General features: G+C 41.4%; 15 protein-coding genes. 6 read left to right on the plus strand and 9 right to left on the minus strand.

Annotation, left to right across the window (positions count from 1 at the left end):
* Positions 1-158: 158 nt before the first annotated feature.
* From ACZ5OK_RS16545 to ACZ5OK_RS16560, 4 genes are read right to left on the minus strand one after another with little or no spacing between them, the layout of a single operon-like run.
* On the minus strand, positions 159-1,094 hold the full coding sequence (locus ACZ5OK_RS16545; protein ID WP_343838823.1) for a glycine betaine ABC transporter substrate-binding protein: 936 nt from the start codon (positions 1,092-1,094) through the stop codon (positions 159-161).
* A 41-nt stretch (positions 1,095-1,135) separates the two neighbouring features.
* A complete protein-coding gene (locus ACZ5OK_RS16550) occupies positions 1,136-1,876 on the minus strand; it encodes an ABC transporter permease (RefSeq protein ID WP_343838825.1) in 741 nt (246 codons plus the stop codon).
* A gap of 14 nt (positions 1,877-1,890) precedes the next feature.
* Positions 1,891-2,853 (minus strand): ABC transporter ATP-binding protein, encoded by a 963-nt coding sequence (locus tag ACZ5OK_RS16555; protein ID WP_464758230.1) that lies wholly within the window; start codon positions 2,851-2,853, stop codon positions 1,891-1,893.
* Positions 2,854-2,865: 12 nt separating this feature from the next.
* Complete coding sequence (locus ACZ5OK_RS16560) at positions 2,866-3,531, minus strand: ABC transporter permease (protein ID WP_343838829.1); 666 nt, start codon at positions 3,529-3,531, stop codon at positions 2,866-2,868.
* Positions 3,532-4,017: 486 nt separating this feature from the next.
* Here ACZ5OK_RS16560 and ectA point away from each other — a divergent pair, with 486 nt between their 5' ends.
* From ectA to ACZ5OK_RS16575, 3 genes are all read left to right on the plus strand, one after another.
* Positions 4,018-4,521 carry a diaminobutyrate acetyltransferase gene (gene ectA / locus ACZ5OK_RS16565; protein WP_343838831.1) on the plus strand — a complete coding sequence of 168 codons (504 nt, stop codon included), beginning with the start codon at positions 4,018-4,020 and terminating at the stop codon, positions 4,519-4,521.
* Positions 4,522-4,648: 127 nt separating this feature from the next.
* Positions 4,649-5,926, plus strand: a complete 1,278-nt coding sequence (gene ectB / locus ACZ5OK_RS16570; RefSeq protein ID WP_343838833.1) for a diaminobutyrate--2-oxoglutarate transaminase — start codon at positions 4,649-4,651, stop codon at positions 5,924-5,926.
* A 20-nt stretch (positions 5,927-5,946) separates the two neighbouring features.
* On the plus strand, positions 5,947-6,336 hold the full coding sequence (locus ACZ5OK_RS16575; RefSeq protein ID WP_343838835.1) for an ectoine synthase: 390 nt from the start codon (positions 5,947-5,949) through the stop codon (positions 6,334-6,336).
* A gap of 86 nt (positions 6,337-6,422) precedes the next feature.
* Here ACZ5OK_RS16575 and ACZ5OK_RS16580 read toward each other — a convergent pair whose 3' ends face one another.
* The 4 genes from ACZ5OK_RS16580 to ACZ5OK_RS16595 all read right to left on the minus strand — a co-directional run bounded on the left by ACZ5OK_RS16580 (position 6,423) and on the right by ACZ5OK_RS16595 (position 11,381).
* Positions 6,423-8,036: a hypothetical protein gene (locus tag ACZ5OK_RS16580; protein WP_343838837.1), complete on the minus strand. Its 1,614-nt coding sequence runs from the start codon at positions 8,034-8,036 to the stop codon at positions 6,423-6,425.
* 5 nt (positions 8,037-8,041) lie between these two features.
* Positions 8,042-8,854 (minus strand): ABC transporter ATP-binding protein, encoded by an 813-nt coding sequence (locus ACZ5OK_RS16585; RefSeq protein ID WP_343838839.1) that lies wholly within the window; start codon positions 8,852-8,854, stop codon positions 8,042-8,044.
* A 357-nt stretch (positions 8,855-9,211) separates the two neighbouring features.
* Positions 9,212-10,441 (minus strand): ABC transporter permease, encoded by a 1,230-nt coding sequence (locus tag ACZ5OK_RS16590; RefSeq protein WP_343838841.1) that lies wholly within the window; start codon positions 10,439-10,441, stop codon positions 9,212-9,214.
* Between the two features lies 1 nt (position 10,442).
* Positions 10,443-11,381, minus strand: coding sequence for an ABC transporter ATP-binding protein (locus ACZ5OK_RS16595; RefSeq protein WP_343839035.1), 939 nt, complete (start codon positions 11,379-11,381; stop codon positions 10,443-10,445).
* A 237-nt stretch (positions 11,382-11,618) separates the two neighbouring features.
* On the opposite strand from ACZ5OK_RS16595, the gene zwf reads away from it, so the two are divergent.
* The gene (gene zwf / locus ACZ5OK_RS16600) at positions 11,619-13,109 is read left to right on the plus strand and encodes a glucose-6-phosphate dehydrogenase (protein WP_425542197.1); all 1,491 of its coding nucleotides are present in this window, start codon (positions 11,619-11,621) and stop codon (positions 13,107-13,109) included.
* A 165-nt stretch (positions 13,110-13,274) separates the two neighbouring features.
* Here zwf and gndA read toward each other — a convergent pair whose 3' ends face one another.
* Positions 13,275-14,690, minus strand: a complete 1,416-nt coding sequence (gene gndA, locus ACZ5OK_RS16605; protein WP_343838845.1) for an NADP-dependent phosphogluconate dehydrogenase — start codon at positions 14,688-14,690, stop codon at positions 13,275-13,277.
* A gap of 285 nt (positions 14,691-14,975) precedes the next feature.
* On the opposite strand from gndA, the gene ACZ5OK_RS16610 reads away from it, so the two are divergent.
* Both ACZ5OK_RS16610 and ACZ5OK_RS16615 read left to right on the plus strand, forming a co-directional pair.
* Positions 14,976-15,977, plus strand: a complete 1,002-nt coding sequence (locus ACZ5OK_RS16610; RefSeq protein ID WP_343838847.1) for a TAXI family TRAP transporter solute-binding subunit — start codon at positions 14,976-14,978, stop codon at positions 15,975-15,977.
* 180 nt (positions 15,978-16,157) lie between these two features.
* Positions 16,158-18,125, plus strand: coding sequence for a TRAP transporter permease (locus tag ACZ5OK_RS16615; RefSeq protein WP_343839037.1), 1,968 nt, complete (start codon positions 16,158-16,160; stop codon positions 18,123-18,125).
* The last annotated feature ends 157 nt before the right edge of the window (positions 18,126-18,282 follow it).

Here is an 18,282-nt window from a genome sequence, read left to right on the forward strand (position 1 = left end):
ATCCCCCCCCCTACCTTTACTGTTTGTTTTACATAAAGGTAGACTATTACAGCTTTATTCGTGATAAATAGGTACAGGTATTATTATATCTAAGTTGGGAAGGAATTCAAAAAAGCGAAGGCAACGTATGGTCACCTCCGCTTTTAAAAATCCTCCACTTATTCTTCTATTAATCCATTTTCAACTAACCAGCTTCTTGCTACATCTGTCTCGCTTTCTTCATCGATATCCACACGATAATTCAAATCCATCATCGTTTCTGAGTCAAGATTTTCAGCAAGCGGTTTTAGCAGCTCTTCCAATTCAGGGTACTTGGCTAATGAGTCCTCATGAACCGTAATGGCTGCATGGTAAGCCGGGAAGAAGTTTTTGTCGTCTTCAAGCGTTACCAGATCAAATGCCTTAATGCGGCTATCGGTCATAAATCCGGTAGCAACATCAACCTGGCCATCTCTTAGTGCCTGATAGAACAGACCAGAATCCATTTTCTTCAAATTACTGGATGGAACCTCAAACCCATAAGTTTTCTGAACCCCTTTAATACCATCAGGGCGTGTCGCGAATTCAGCATTTGTTCCTATAAGTAATTCATCCGGATTTTCATTCATATATTCAGCCAAATCGCTGATTGTCTTGATGCCTAATTCGTCTGAATCATCCTGTCTCATCATTAATGTATACGTATTGTTAACATCGGCCGGATTTAACCAGACAATTCCATTTTTCTTATCAATTTCTTTTACAGCTTCATAGGCCTGATCAGCATCTGCTATTGGATCCTGGTCATTATAAGTTACCAGACTTGTACCGGTGTATTCCCAATAAAGGTCAACCTGTTGATTTTCCAGGGCCGTACGGACAACCTGACTGGCCATATTATTTTTCTCTTCAACTTCATAGCCGTTTTCTTTTAAGTAAATGGAAAGAATTTTAGATAGAACGAACTGCTCGGTAAAGTTTTTTGCTCCAATGACAAGCTTTTTCTCTCCATCTCCAGAACCTTCATTACCGGATGATTCCTCAGAACCGCCACCGCCACATGCGGCAACAAATACTAAAGAAAGCACTAATAAGAATGATAAAACCTTTTTCATGTTGATATCCTCCTCTAAAAAATTTTTCCCTTTATTTGTCATCAATCTGCTTCAACAGATTGGCGCACACCTTTTGATATAACAAAACCTTCAATAATACGCAGAGTCAGATCTGCAAATAGTGCCAATAAGGTGACAGGAACAGCTCCTGAAAGCAAGTAAATATTGTCCCTCATCATAATCCCTGTAAAGATCCAGTCACCTAATCCACCTCCGCCGACTAAATAAGCAAGTGCAGCTGTACCAATATTTAAAACGACAGCTGTACGGATACCAGCAAAAATGGAAAAGGCTGCATTCGGCAACTCAATTTTAAAAAGAATCTGATAGGGTTTGTACCCCATCCCCCGGGCAGCGTCCAACAGTTCGGGTTTAATTGAATCTATTCCCGCTACGGTATTACGAAGAATGGGCAGTAATGAATAAAGAAATAAGGCAAATACAGCCGGCTTAAAGCCAATACCCATCCACGTCATGGCCAAAGCCAGGATCGCCAAACTCGGAATCGTCTGACCCAGATTCGCCGTATTCATAATCAGCCATTGTACTTTTTTAAATTTAGGCCTGGTGACCAGAATTCCCAATGGGACAGATAATGCAATCGCCAGTGATGAGGACAGCAGCACCATCTTTAAATGCTGTTGGAATAAAAACCAGAAACCTTCTGGATCATCAAAGATCAATTGATAATATCCTGATCGATAACTCCAAACAAAAAATAGTACCGTTAGTATGGATAGCAAAGCCTTGAGCAGGGTTGCGAGGAGTTTTTTTCTATTCATTGGTTTCCCTCCTCTTACATTATTTTTTCATGTAAATAGTTTTCGATATCCTGGATGGTTAAAGCTCCGATTTGATTGTCTCCGGATTGTACGACTAATTGTTCCGCTTCCTGGTTTAACAGGATAGAAAGGGCATCCTTCAGGTTTGTATGAATAGGCACTGTTTTCTGTTGCTTGTTCGTTTCATCTGCCTGATTCAAATGCTGTTCATTCACAAGGTCCTGAATATGATGCAGGCTTAAACTTTTCAGAGCACGATCCTTCCCGACAAACTTTCTTACAAAATCATTGGTCGGATGGGCGAGGATCTCATCGGGTGCATCGTACTGCATCAATTGCCCTTCCCGGAATATGGCAACCTTATCTCCCATCTTAATGGCCTCATCAATATCGTGACTTACAAACAGGATGGTTTTCTGGACCTCCTCCTGAATTTGTAAAAACTCATTTTGAATATGAGACCGGATGATTGGATCCAAGGCACCAAATGGTTCATCCATTAACATTACCGGTGGATCAGCGGCCATCGCACGAATGATTCCGATTCTCTGCTGCTGACCACCTGACAGTTCATGAGGATACCTCTTTCGAAACTGGTCAGGATTTAATCCAACTAAATCCATTAAATAGTTAAACCGATCCTTTTTCTTCTTACGGTCCCAGCCGAGCAGATCAGGTACGGCCATAACATTCTGCTCAATCGTCATATTTGGAAAAAGCCCATTATGCTGAATGACGTAACCAATGTTTCTTCTCAGCTCAATAGGGTTTAACTCATTCACACTGTTTCCATTTACGGAAATCGTACCTTCCGAAATGGACTCCAGGCGATTGACCATACGGAGGGTCGTTGTCTTTCCGCAGCCTGAAGGTCCCAGAAAGACAACAATATTTCCTTCAGGTACATGAAAACTGATATCATCAACAGCTTTAATGTCGTCATTAAATACTTTTGTTACGTGATTAAAGTCAATCAATCTATTCACTCCTTACGATTTCAGATCTTCTTCAAGACCTTTAGGTGTCATTTTCTTCTGAAACAATCCGAGCAGCATATCAACGACAATCGCCATAATCGAAATCGCAATCGCTCCCGCCATTACGATGGTAGAATTTGTTCTCGCTATTCCCTGATTGATTAATACACCGAGGCCACCAGCACCAATAAATGCTGCGATGGCTCCAATCCCTATATTCATAATGACGGCCTGTCTTACCCCTGCCATAATAACGGGAAGTGCATTGGGGATTTCCACTTTGCGTAATTTTTGTATGGTGTTCATTCCCATCCCCTTCGCAGCATCTTTAATATGTGGATCTACGTTTTTAATGGCCACATAGGTGTTTCGGATAATCGGCAATTGGGAATATAAAATAAGCGCGATAACCGCTGGAACAAAGCCAATCCCCTGATCAATCAAAGAGAGAATCGGAATCATAATGCCAAATAAAGCAATACTAGGTATGGTCATAATGACATTCGCCATCTGCAAGACAGTTTCAGCTAAATAATCGTTCGTTGTTAAATAGATCCCCAACGGCACACCAATAGCAATGGCAATCACAACAGAAAGCCCCACTAATTGCATATGCTCCAGCGTATACGTCCAAATTAGAGTCTGATTGTTAATCATGTAATCCCATAATTCCTGCATGTCTCATTCACACCCCTTTTCACTCCACCTAACCAATTATGCAAAAATCATGCCAAGATATGATTAAAAAATGAATTCCTACGATGAAAGCCTATTAATATAGGAAAATAAAAATATAACTCTATCAAGTTCAAGAAGGAAGATCAAAAGGACAAAATCTTACTTTGTAAAAATAATAAACAGTTTGTTAAAAAATTTTTACGCGGGGACTGTCCCCACTTGCTTTAAAGCGCTAAAGCAAGAATTTTATGCATTCTGCCTCTTTGTTATTCTTCTGAAGCCATATTTCTAATAATCGTTAGAAATATTAACAATACATAAGCAATTTTAATAATCGTCCATGTGAACTCGATTCATCCTTTCAAAGCATAAATAAACCACTCGAATCACACTTAAACTAATTTGAAGAAAATTTCTGTCATCTTTATGATAATAAATGTATTGAAAATTACGTAAACGAAGGGAGCAGTTATTATTAATAGTCAAATGGTTCTTACGCCATCGAAGCAATCGGATTCCATTACGTTCGAAAAACCCGATGTGACAGATGGCTCTGCGATGTGGGAATTAGTAAACGATTCCAGCCTCGATCAGAACTCACCCTATAAGTACATTATGATGTGTGAGTATTTTGCCGACACATGTGTGGTCGCAAAAGAAAATGATAAGTTAGCAGGCTTTGTTACCGCATTTATCCCTCCAGAGAAGCCAGATGTTGTGTTTGTTTGGCAAATTGGGGTTGATTCTTCCCAGCAAGGAAAGGGAATTGCATCCAGATTGTTAAATGAATTAATTCAGCGTGAGGCGTGCGAGGATGTCCGCTACGTTGAAGCAACCGTAACGCCTTCAAACAGAGCATCACAATCCTTATTCCGAGGTTTGGCTCGCAAGCATAATACAGATTGCAAAGTCTCGGAATGCTTCACAGAAGATTTATTCCCAACGGATGATCACGAGGAAGAGCTGGCCTTCAGAATTGGCCCACTTTAGTAAGATGCTTACTCCTCGGTAGTTAATAATGACTGAAAACGTGTGATTGATATATAGAGAAATACTGGAAGTAAAGTCATTTTTAAAAGACCTATCCATTAGGTAAAAAAATGAAGGAGGAAAAAGTTTGAGTCATACTGATATGGAAATTTTTGAAAAGTACGAATCCGTGGTACGCAGTTACTGCCGCAGCTTTCCTACTGTGTTCACAAAAGCCAAAGGCCACAAAATCTGGGATGAACAGGGTCGTGAATACATCGATTTCTTCTCAGGTGCAGGCGCTCTGAACTATGGTCATAATGACGAAAAGATGAAGAAAAAGCTTATTGAGTATATCGAACAGGACGGCATCACTCACTCCCTGGATAAAGCTACGAACACAAAAGCGGAATTTATCCAAAAGTTTAATGACGTGATTTTAAAGCCAAGAAACCTGGAGTATAAAATGATGTTTCCGGGCCCTACAGGAACAAACAGCGTGGAAAGTGCACTTAAGCTGGCTCGTAAAGTAACGGGCCGAACCGATATCATAAGCTTTACCAACGGATTTCACGGAATGACCATCGGCTCGCTTTCCGTAACAGGAAATGCTGCCAAACGAAAAGGGGCAGGGGTTCCGTTACAGAATGCGGTAACGATGCCATACGATAATTATGTTTCAGACAATTACGATACATTAGATTACCTTGAGCGTTTCCTTGAAGATGGCGGAAGTGGTGTGGATATTCCTGCCGCTATGATAGTGGAAACCGTACAAGGTGAGGGCGGAATTAACGCAGCCCGTTTAGAATGGCTAAAGCGGATCGAAGCCATCTGTAAGCGCTGGGATATTCTGCTGATTGTGGATGATATTCAGGCAGGAGTCGGAAGAACAGGCACATTCTTCAGCTTTGAGCCTGCGGGTATCAAACCGGACATCGTCTGTCTGTCCAAATCTCTCAGTGGCTACGGGGTTCCATTTGCCATCACCCTGTTCCGGCCGGAGCTGGATGTGTGGAATCCAGGTGAACATAACGGAACCTTCAGAGGGAATAATCATGCGTTTGTAACCGCAGCCGCTGCCCTTGACTACTGGAAGGATGACAAATTTGAAAAAGAAATCCAGCGAAAAGGAAAAATGGTTGAGGAATTCCTTACTCAACTGAATAATAAGTTTCCTGAGCTTAAAGGAGAAGTACGCGGACGCGGCCTTATGGCTGGTATTGCCTGTGGCGTAGATGGCCTTGCTTCCAAAGTGGCTGAAGAGGCCTTTAAGCACGGTCTAATTATGGAAACGTCCGGTCCTGAGGATGAAGTCTTTAAACTATTCCCAGCTATGAATATTGATGATGACGCCCTCAAAAAAGGGTTTGACATCATAGAACAAAGTGTTAAAACACTCGTTAAAGAACCAATTATGAATTAAAACCAGGGGAGGAAGTTAACATGAAAGTAGTAAAATTAGAAGATGTTCTAGGCACTGAAAATGATGTGGACGGAGGCAATTGGGTAAGTCGCCGCTTAATTAACAAAAAGGATAACATGGGGTATTCCGTCAATGATACGATTATCAAAGCGGGCACAGAAACCCATATCTGGTATCAAAATCACCTGGAAGCCGTTTATTGCATTGAAGGTGAAGGGGAAGTTGTGACTTTGAAGGATAATAAAGTATGGCCAATTAAAGCCGGTACGCTTTATGCCCTTGATGAACATGATGAGCATTTGCTCCGCGCTTATGAAGGCGGCGATATGCGCATGGTTTGTGTATTCAACCCACCATTAACCGGTAAAGAGGTCCATGATGAAAATGGCGTTTATCCGGTAATGGAGTAAACGTAAAGATCCCCACTTTGTTTACAAAAGCCACGACTCTTGCCTACTATAGGCAAGAGGTCGTGGCTTATTTTATATAGTAAAACTTATCGAACGATCTTCCTCCAAGCGACTAAATTGCCCAGCATGAGAATCACGATATATCCGAGCACTCCGTAGGCCAGGTTCAATACGAATAAGTGGATGACCCAAAAGCCACCAAGAAGAATGATAAAAGGCAGTGTAGTCCAGCCTTCGCTTTGCTGAGCGACTTCAAAGGATTCAGAAAAAGGCAATGTACCTCTGATCATCGTAAAACATAAAGCCACATATAAACACGTGCTTAAAAAAATAGCAAGTAAGTCTTCCAAAATACTTCCGCCATAGATCCAGAGAAAGACAGCACCAACGAATAGAAAAATAGGCACATAAAGTTTAACGATAAATGCTTTTAACATCCCTTTATATAAATATTTATAATCCTCAACAGGCATTGTTCGATATATCCAGGCCCCTTTATACGTACCGGAATATTTCAGCATAATGACGGCTGTAGGAATCATAATGGAGCCAAAATAAAGGGAAAGATAAAAATTACCGGAAGCGACCTCTTCTAAACTTTTATTCTGAAATTCGTTAAATAAAAAGATAAACGGAAAGACCAGAGATAATCCTAATGAAGGATAAACCTTCAGCCGAAATTCTCGTTCCTTACTTAGCATCAGGCTTGCAAAACGGAAAAAGGCTCTCTCCTGCTTCGTATAACAGATGAGTTTCAGGAGTGTGCTGTAACTCCATTTCCTTTTTCGCTGCTTTTGGCCACCGTGATCGGACAGCTTTTGCAGATGGTTCTCAAATACGGGCATCAGCTTAACATAAATGATAAGCGCAATAACAGGTACAACAAAGGCCAATGCTGAATAAAAGAAGAGTAGTGGACCACCAGCAGAACCAAGCCAGACTTCAAAGGGAGCTGCAAACCAAATTGGCGGGAAAAAGATATGCCACCAATCAGGTGAAAAGCTGACTTCCAAATCAACAAACTCAAAGGCCCGGATTAAAATCTGATAGCCAACAATTAGTGAGATGCTAAGACCTATTTGTACGTAATTAATAATATCCTTTAATTTCTCCCCATCAAAAAACCTCAAAACGAAAAAATACAGAAAGCTCGTCATCACAACAACAAATATATCGACCAACACAACGGCTAACAATAACAGGAAAGCAAATAGGATTCCTTTCGTGAATAGACTTACGATCAGCGGAATACCAACCATTGCAAACGTAATAAAAAACAAATAAATAATAATATGCAGGGCTTTGGCTGTACTGATTGTCTTACGATTAACAGGTCTGGTAGACAAAATTGTACGATCCCGCACATCCAGCAATACGGTTGAGAAGTCAGATATCATCGACGTCATGACAATGAACATCATTAGCCCAAACAACATACTCATCTGAAATAGATACTGATTGCCCATTACAATAAAAGGAATAAGAAAAAGACCGTAAAAAGCATATAGTCCTAATGACTTTAAAAAATGGTTTTGATCTTTCTTCTTAGCATTTGATTGATCAAAAATCGTCGGTACCCTTCTTTGGTCCATTGTGAGCTTAACCTGAAGAATACTTCTTAATAAAGGATATTGAACCCCCATTTTTTCAAACACCCATTTGAAACGGTTCAGAAATTTTAGTGTAGGAAATTCCTTCATCCTTATCACATCTCCTGAACAATGGAAACAAATTGTTCAGCCATATCCTTATGCTCATCAAACCCGGTCAGTTGGTTAAAAATCTCTTCCAATGTTCCCTCTTGGTTTTTCTGTTTTAATTCTTCAAAGCTTCCATCAGCTACAATCCGACCTTCATTTAAAAGGATAATACGGTTGCTGATTTTCTCTACCACATCCATAATATGTGAGGAGTAAAAAATCGTTTTTCCCTGCGCAGCAAGCTGTGCCAAAACCTCCTTAAAAACCATGACACTGTTGGCATCTAACCCGCCAATCGGTTCATCCAGAAATAATAGATCAGGATTATGCAGGAGACTGGAAATAATCAACGTCTTTTGCTTCATCCCTTTGGAAAAGGATGATATTCGACTATGATAAACGTCTTCCAGCCCAAATAGACTCATAAGCTTTTGAGCCTTCTGATCCACACTATCAGAATCCACTCCATACAGTTCACCAATAAAAGTGAGATATTCATGTGCGGTTAAATTATCATAGAGGTCGGCAACTTCAGGCACATACCCTACCCTGCGCTTATATTCCACCGGTTCATTTGCGATATCACTGCCAAAAATCTCAACCTGACCTGAATAATTCTGTTCAAGCCCGAGCATAATTTTTACGGTTGTACTTTTTCCTGCCCCATTAGGTCCGATATATCCAATAATCTGTCCTTTATAAACGGATAAATCAATCCCATTTAAAACCTGATTCACTCCATAGGATTTTTCCAGATTTTTTATCGATAGTATGGGTTGGTTTGTTGAGAGAATAATAGCCACCTTCTTCTTCCACATTTTAGTTGATTCTATCGTAACACAGAATTCCGATAGTTCTCACTATTTATTTGTTGTTCACACAGAATGCTTGCCTCAACTTACCAGCTGTTAAAAATAGTCCCTATAAAGTGGTACTTCCATCAGTGGGGGGTTTTTCCATTCCCCACTGATGGTTAGTTGAACTTATCAGGAATTTACTGGCCGTTTATCCCCCACTTAGTCTTGTTGGGGTAACCTCAAGACTAAGTGGGGGTTTTACAGCCAGTTAATGCGTGATAAATAAGAGCACCCAGACTAAAAACTGAGTGCTCCCTAATCTAAGCCATGCTGTTTTTCCAGTGGTCCTTAGTATCGAACGATTTTACCAGCGTGCTCCTATTGGCGAATCCATTTCCAAATTTCTTTAGGAGTGGCATCCTTTCCATACATAAGAATACCTGTTTTAAAGATTTTCCCTGCCAATTTCATAAATACCCAAATACTCACGATTAAAATGGCGATTGCGATAATGATCTCTATCCACGGCCATTCCTCAAGCATCGCTAATCTGACTAACAGAACGCCTGGTGTCGTGATAGGAAAATAGGTTCCGACCTGAGCAATAATTCCACTTGGGTCAGACATAATCGGACCGATAAATATCGCCGGCAAAAATGGAAGCATAAACAGCATTCCCTGGAAGTTACTCGTGCTGTTCATATCTTCAACAGTTGCACCAATACTTACAAAGATGGAGGCAAACAGAAGATATCCGGCAATCGCAATAAATATTAGTAAAAATAGCTCCGGGACCAGTAAGTATTCAAGAAATGGTATATCCACTCTCCAGGCGAGAAACGGAAGAATAAGAACCATCCATGCTGCGACCTGTGTGATTCCCAATGCAAAATAACCGTAAATTTTTCCCTGCATGAGCTCTTCCGGTGTTAAGGATGATAGGACTATTTCAGCCACTTTCTCTTTTTTCTCCTGAGAGGCACTCTGGAAAATCATCATTCCTGTGATTAAAATCGAGAATAAAATGACACCTGCAAAAGCAACCGGAACCACTCGTTCCAGCAGCTCCTCCTGACTTTGCCCTTCGTTTTCTGAAGCCTGAGTTTGACTGGCTGATTCCGGCGTCACAGGTTCAAAGGTAATCCCGCTGGCTGCTATTTGTGCCTGTTCGCTGGTTAAACCCATGTCCGCAAGCTTCTGAGCCAATAAGGGATGCTCTAAAATATTGGCTTGAAAAACTGCATTTTCATTTAAATCCTTACTCATATACACATGAACCGAGCCGCTTTTCAATACGTCCTCCGTTAACATGATGTATGCTGTATTTTCTTCATTTTCCAATTCCTGAATGATTTCTTCCTCTGACTTAAAGGCATCGATTTCCTGCCAGTTTTCTGTCTGTTCTTCCGGGAGCTGATTTTTAAGCTCACTCCACACTCCAAGCTCATCATATATATGAATTTGCGGACCTGCTTCTTCTGCTTCATCATTATCAAACAATAGAGGCAAATTAAAAAACACTAAAAACAACAGCGGAGTTAAAAATAATGAAATAATAAAGGACTTATTCTTCATATTGCGTTTATATTCCCACTTCGCTACCTTCATACTATTCCGCATCGCTGGATATACCTCCTTCTTCCATGAGATTCTTACCTGTGGCAATATCTACAAAAATTTCATGTAAGGAAACACGATCGATCCTGAGCTCCTGAATTTCCAAGTTATCCGGTAATTGCTTCAGCCACGTTGGGATATGTACATTCTGAGCTAAATAAAGCGTGCTTACATTGTCGTTCTGTTCCACTCGTTGCACTTGTGTCATACCCTCTAATTCCTCCCGGTTATGAGAACCGAGAATGGTACATTTAAAGTTGGCATATTCCTTTTTCACCTCATCAATGGTACCGTAAATGATTTTTTGGCCCCGATGAATTAAAAATAATCGGTCGCACAATTGCTCAACCAGATTCATCTGATGAGAGGATAATAAAATGGCCGTTCCATTTTGAGCCAATTCCTTGATTTCATCCTTAAAAACTTCCTGACTGACTGGATCTAAACCAGAAAACGGTTCGTCTAAGATAAGCAATTCCGGCTCGTGAATAATGGAGGCAATAAACTGAACCTTCTGCCCCATCCCTTTCGATAATTCCTCAATGGAAACCTGATCCTTTCCTTCCAATCCAAACTTTTTCAGATATTCCAGCGCTCGCTGCTTTGCTTTCTTTAAAGGATAATCCTTTAATTCCGCAAAATACAAAAGAATGTCCATGACCTTCACATTTTTATATAAACCCCGCTCTTCAGGTAAATAGCCGATTTTATGCCTCGGAATTTCCTTGGAGGTATGGTTATGAAATTCAACAGACCCTTCATCAGGATACATAATCCCCATAATGCTGCGAATGGTCGTTGTTTTCCCCGCTCCATTTGGCCCTAATATAGCCATGATTTCTCCCTTTTTCACATGAAAGGAAATATCACGAATGATTCTTGTATCCTTGAAGGACTTCCCAAGACGGTCGACTGTTAATACTGTTTCCACATGTTTCACCCTTTCCAATGTTTTAACGTTGCCAATCATGCATACGTTTCAGCAGCTTAATGGTTTCAAAATATTCCTGTATATAACAGTAAAGTTTAATCAATCCAATAAATTGATATCCCTTATAAAGTGATTTATACTTTTTGAAGGAATTCACTAAAATTACAGATTTCTGGTCATGCTATGAGTAGAACCCAGCATGGCCTGAAGATATTTTTAACAAAGGTGAGGATTGCATTGACAAACAGGAACGAAACATCGTGTACAATTGTTATTTTCGGTGCGACAGGGGACTTAGCCAAACGCAAGCTATTTCCTTCCATATATAATTTATTTGCAAAAGGTGAATTAGGTCCGAATTTTGCTGTGATTGGAGCAGCGAGACGGAATTGGAGTCATGAGACACTTCGGGAAAATGTAAAAAAATCTCTGGATGAGTCCAAGACGGAAATCAATGAAGACCATCTTGATGATTTTCTGGCTCACTTCCATTACATATCTTTAGATGTTACAAGCAAGGAATCGTATCAGAATTTAAACCGTCTCATTAACGATCTTGAGGGCGAATTTAACATTCCTTGTAATCGAATGTTTTATTTAGCTATGGCTCCACAATTTTTCGGTCCCATCGCTTCCTATTTGAAATCTGAAGGACTTACCAATGAAACCGGCTGGAACCGATTAATGATTGAAAAGCCGTTTGGTCACGACCTCCCTTCAGCCCGACAGTTAAATAATGAAATTCGTGAAGCCTTTCGAGAGGATGAAATCTACCGTATTGACCATTATTTAGGAAAAGAAATGGTGCAGAACATTGAAGTCATTCGTTTTGCAAATGCCATTTTCGAACCTCTATGGAACAATCGGCACATCTCCAATATTCAGATTACCTCCAGTGAAACCCTGGGAGTGGAAGAACGCGGCGGCTACTATGATAAGTCCGGGGCCTTACGGGATATGGTTCAGAATCATATGCTGCAAATGGTGGCCCTTCTCGCTATGGAGCCTCCAATCCGCTTGACAACAGAGGAGATTCGAAGCGAAAAAATAAAAGCGTTACGCGCATTACGACCGGTTTCAGGTGATCAGGTCGATGAATACTTTGTCAGAGGTCAATATGGCCCTGGAAACGTCAAGGGGAATGAGGTTCCAGGCTATCGGAGCGAGCCTAACGTGGATCCGGATTCCAATACCGAAACATTTGTTGCGGGTAAATTATTAATTGACAACTTCCGATGGGCCGGCGTTCCGTTTTACATTAGGACAGGCAAGAGAATGGCCGAGAAGTCGACGAAGATTGCCATCCAGTTCAAGGAAATGCCAATGAACTTATATTACAAAACCGATGAGGACGTTCACCCGAACCTGCTGGTGATCCATATCCAGCCGGAAGAGGGAATTTCTCTTATTTTAAATGGTGAGAAGCTTGATCTTTCCGGTCAAACTACTCCGGTTAAGCTGGACTATGCGCATACTTCAACGGATAAGTTAAACACACCTGAAGCGTATGAAAAACTGTTAAATGATGCGATTAAAGGAGACGCTACAAACTTTACCCATTGGGATGAGGTGGCGCTGTCATGGAAGTATGTAGATGAAATCTTTAATGCATGGCAGCAAAAAAAGGCTGCTCAATTTCCAAACTATGAAGCCGGATCTCTGGGACCAAAGGAATCAGAGCATCTCCTGGCTCAGGACGGCTTTCACTGGTGGCCATTGGATTGGTAAATCTAAAGTCGGTTATAAGAATAGCCCTCATGGAATGGTATTTCTGCCATGCCATGAGGGCTTTTATATGGGCCATTTATGATTCGTCCAAAGATATAAGAATTAAGAGCTTTTTAGGAATTGATCCAGATAACTTCGAATGAATCGCATTTTCTGTTTTACGTTCTATTTTTCCTGCCAATCTGTATGGAAGGTTCCTTCTTTGTCAATTCGCTGATAGGTGTGTGACCCGAAATAATCACGCTGGGCCTGCAGCAAATTGGCAGGCAGGGTCTCTGTGCGATAGCTGTCATAATAAGACAGGGCACCTGAAAATGCCGGCACTGGAAGACCTTGTTGAACGGCGATGGAAATCACCTTCCGCAACGACGTCTGGTAGGATTCCACAACCTCTTTAAAGTAAGAGTCAAGGATCAGATTATCCAATTGCGGGTTACGGTCATAGGCTTCTTTAATGTTCTGGAGGAATCCTGCTCTGATGATACAGCCCTCTCTCCATAGCATGGCAATTTCTCCAAAGTTCAGGTTCCAGTCATACTCCTCTGAAGCTGCCTTTAATTGATCAAACCCTTGAGCATAGGAGCAGATTTTACTCATATATAAGGCCTGGCGGACAGCTTCCACAAGCTCGTTTTTATCAATATTCAAGTCCTGAACACGATCCGGACCCTGCAGTACTTTACTTGCGGCGACGCGCTCTTCCTTCCGCGCAGAGATAAAGCGTGCGAAAACAGACTCCGTGATGGCCGGCAGAGAAACTCCTAAATCCAGCGCACTTTGACTTGTCCATTTTCCGGTTCCCTTTTGTCCGGCGGTATCAAGAATCATATCGACTAATGAGTTCCCTGTTTCCTCGTCAATCTTGGTGAAAATATCAGCTGTAATTTCAATCAAATAACTGTCCAGTTCACCCTTGTTCCACTCGGAGAATATGTCATGCAGTTCTTCATTGGATAGCTGCAATGTATGTTTAAGAAAGAAATAGGCTTCAGAAATCAACTGCATATCCCCATATTCAATGCCATTATGCACCATCTTCACGTAATGGCCGGCTCCATCCGGTCCAACATACGAAACACATGGATCCCCGTCTTCCTGAGCTGCAATATCCTTCAACATGGAAGACACTTTCTCATAGGCTTTCTTGTCTCCTCCCGGCATCAGGGAAGGACCAATACGTGCCCCTTCTGATCCCCCGGACACACCGACACCCAGGAAGTGGATGCCCCTGCTGGCTAAATACTTATTTCTTCGTACAGTATTTTCAAAATATGTATTACCACCATCCATTAAAATGTCACCGGCATCCAAATGAGGCAGCAATGAGTCAATGGCTTTATCGGTTATATCTCCGGCCGGAACCATTAGTATGATCTTTCTCGGTAATTCCAGCATTTCTATAAATTGTTCTAAATGACTCGTTCCTTCCATATTTATATTTGGATTTTCTTCCATGACTTTAGTAATGGTTTCTTCAGATATGTCATATAATGCTACTGAATACCCTTTACTTTCAAAATTTAAGGCCAAGTTCTTCCCCATAACTCCGGCACCAACAACACCTATATGCTGTTTTGACATGATGTTCATCCTTTCTAACAGTAATCTCTCTTTATTTTATAGTATGGAAGGCAATATGTGAAATTATGTCTTTGCGAAATTTGTTCATTATATAAAATGATTTGATTTTTTAAAAGAATATTAACCATAATAAAGATTTTTATGTTAAAATAAAATACAGTTGAAGTAGTACATGCTTTTTTACATACTTCATGATGTGAACGTTCTCAATGGATTTTAGTCTGATTTTGATAGAGAATTAGCCTTCATTGAGAATGATATAAAAAAATTTAAGGGGGATTTCAGATGAAAAAGACTATCACTCTAGTAATCTTTTCCATCATGGCACTAGTCCTTGCTGCATGTGGCGGCGGTGGCGATGCTAATATCGCTATTGGACCTGCTGGAAGTGGAACACAGGCAGCTGCATCCGTAATTCTTGAAGGTGCCGGACTGAAAGAAGATGAGCATTACAAGGCTTATGAAGAAGGCTTTGGCGATGCTAAGGATGGATTGCAGGATGGAAACATTGACGTTTCACTGGGGTTATTAGGCTTACCAGCCGGAAGTGTAAATGACCTCCAGGCGACATCAGGGGACGCTAAGCTTCTTAGCCTGTCGGATGAAACCATTAGTTATGTAGAGGAAAATCTGGGTTATTTAGAATACACCATTCCAGCTGGATCCTATGACTTTCAGGATGAGGATGTAAAAACAGTGACAGCTTATGCTGTTTTAGTTGGAAACACAGATACAATCGATAACGAACTCGCTTATGAATTGGCAAAAATCTCCGTAGAAAATGCAGATGATAACACCCACGCTCAATCCGACCACACTACATTAGAGAATGCCTTAAATGGATCACAGGGTCTTCCCATTCACCCTGGGGCTAAAAAATATTATGAAGAACAAGGGTTGACGGTTGAATCTGAAGAAGCGGAAGTAAGCGCTACAGCAGAAAGCCGTAAAGAAGAATTTGTTTTAGGTACAGGAAGCTCAGGTGGTACGTACTACCCACTTGGCGGTGAAATGGCAACCATTTGGAGCCAGAACATTGATGGGGTAAACGTGACAGCCACAGAAACCGGGGCATCCGTTGAAAACCTTGCCAGCATTGGTCAAGGAAATATGGATCTTGGTATGACTGTACACGTACCAGCACAGGACGCTTACAATGGGGAAGGCGAATTTGAAGGTGAGCCTGTTGAAAACTTTGCCTTTATCGGCCATATTTACCCAGAAGTTATGCAGATTATTACTCGCGAAGAAACCGGAATTAATAGTTTAGAGGAATTAGCTGAGTAATCAACATAGGCGGAAACGCCGAAAAATTGATAGAACGATAAACTGGTGGGGACCTGACACAGCGTGTCCGGTCCCCCTTTATTCGAGTTAATTTTGTTAAAGGTGGTGAAAGGTGTGGCGAAAAACAACAATAAGAATCACACAAAAAACAACAAAGAAGACGAGCGTCTCACATCGGAAATCACTGACGAAAACGGTGAGCAATTATCCGAGCAAGAACTATTAGAGAAATACGATAAAGAAAGTAATTATCGAAAAAACATTGGGAAATGGGCCTGGATTGTTACGTTCCTCGGGGTCTATTTAACGGTATTCCATTTATACACAGGCTTTTATGGAACCTTACAATCACAGATTCAGGGTGCCGTCCACGTCGGTACAGCACTTGGGGTTATCTTTTTACTCTATCCAGTTAAAAAAGGATTGCATAAAAATGGAATCCCATGGTATGACGTCGTTTTAGCATTTACAGCGATTTTCGTAGGCTACTATAAAATTATTCAGTTTGATGCTATTTTAGATGCACGTGTTCACGGGTACTCATCACTTGATATAATCATTTCAATTTTAGGGGTACTCCTCTTATTAGAAGCAACCAGAAGATGTGTTGGTCTTCCGATTGTCATCGTTGCTTCCGTTACAATTCTATATGCGCTCTTCGGAAATTTAATTCCTGCCAATATGCTATCACACGCTGGCTTTTCGTTTGAAAAAGTATTTACGGATTTATGGTTCAGAGAAAATGCGGTATTTGGTATTCCTGTACAGGTATCGGCGAAATTTATCTTTCTTTTCCTATTATTCGGGGTTTTATTAGTCCACACAGGTATTGGACAGTTCTTTAATGATATTGCCTATGCACTTACAGGCCGTTTTACAGGTGGTACAGCTAAAGCAGCTGTTGCAGCCAGTGCCATGCAGGGGATGGTATCAGGAAGTTCCATTGCAAATACGGTAGCTTCAGGATCCTTTACCATTCCAATGATGAAAAAGGCCAAATTCAAACCTGAGTTTGCCGCTGCCGCTGAGGCTTCGGCTTCAACCGGCGGACAACTGATGCCACCGATAATGGGGGCTGCTGCCTTTATTATGATTGAATATACCGGCACAGACTATGCAACCATTATGCTGGCTGCATTAATTCCATCTCTGCTTTATTTTTCCGGCATTTTTATGGGCGCACACTTTGAGGCGAAAAAGCAGGGAATTGTAGGGATGCCCAAGGATCAGCTGCCAAGTGCGAAAAAACTGCTGTTATCCAAGGGCTTCATGCTCCTGCCACTGGTAGCTATCATCGGAACTCTGTTTGCAGGTTATACACCTCAAAGAGCAGCCTTAATGGGAATCCTCGTTGCATTCCTTGCCAGCTTTGTACGGAAAGATACACGAATGTCCTTCAAGAAAATTATCTTTGTACTTGAGCAGGGAACTCGTGTAGCGCTTCCTGTTATTGCGGCAGTTGGTACAGCCGGTATTATTGCCGGGGTTGTTGGAATGACAGGATTAGGAAGTAAGATTGCTTCCGGCATTATTGCCCTGTCACAGGGAATTCTGCCACTGGCCCTGTTATTTACGATGATTGCCTGTATTATTTTGGGTATGGGGCTGCCGACAACAGCGAACTATGTTGTTACCGCAACCGTAGCAGCACCTGCCTTAATTAACGGATTTGGTGTTGATATGCTGTCCGCTCACTTATTTGTGTTCTACTTTGGTATTGTGGCAGATATCACTCCGCCTGTTTGTCTTGCAGCTTATGCAGGTGCAGGGATTGCACGAGCCAATCCGTTCAAAGCCGGAACTACAGCCGTCCGACTGGCGATTGCAGCCTTTATCATTCCATATATCTTTGTGTTCAATCCTATTCTCGTTCAATCGGGTGATTACACGACGCTTGAACTGATCCTGGCTGTCATTACAGCTCTTATCGGTATGATGGGTGTAAGCAGCTCGGTTATGGGCTACTTCAAACGCAAAGCTTTTGCCTGGGAGCGTATCGTCTTAGTCGCTGCAGGTCTTATGTTAATTTCACCAAATCACTATGTGGATATTTTAGGATTTGTTTTAATTGCCGTTGTCTGGCTCTTCCAATCTCGCCGGGAAGATGATATGCCAAAACAAGGACCTGGCCAGCCATTACAGGCATAAATATAACGAGACTGGGACATAACTAATTTGCTTGGTCATTAACCGAATGATAGGTAACTAAGCGGAGGAAATATACGTAGACTCCTGGTCGGTTAAAAGCGGCACGTCCTGTGCCAACACCGACACCAGAACGTCCTGTTCGTCGTGGGAGGAAGGC

The sequence above is a fragment of the Salinibacillus aidingensis genome, from assembly GCF_055393355.1.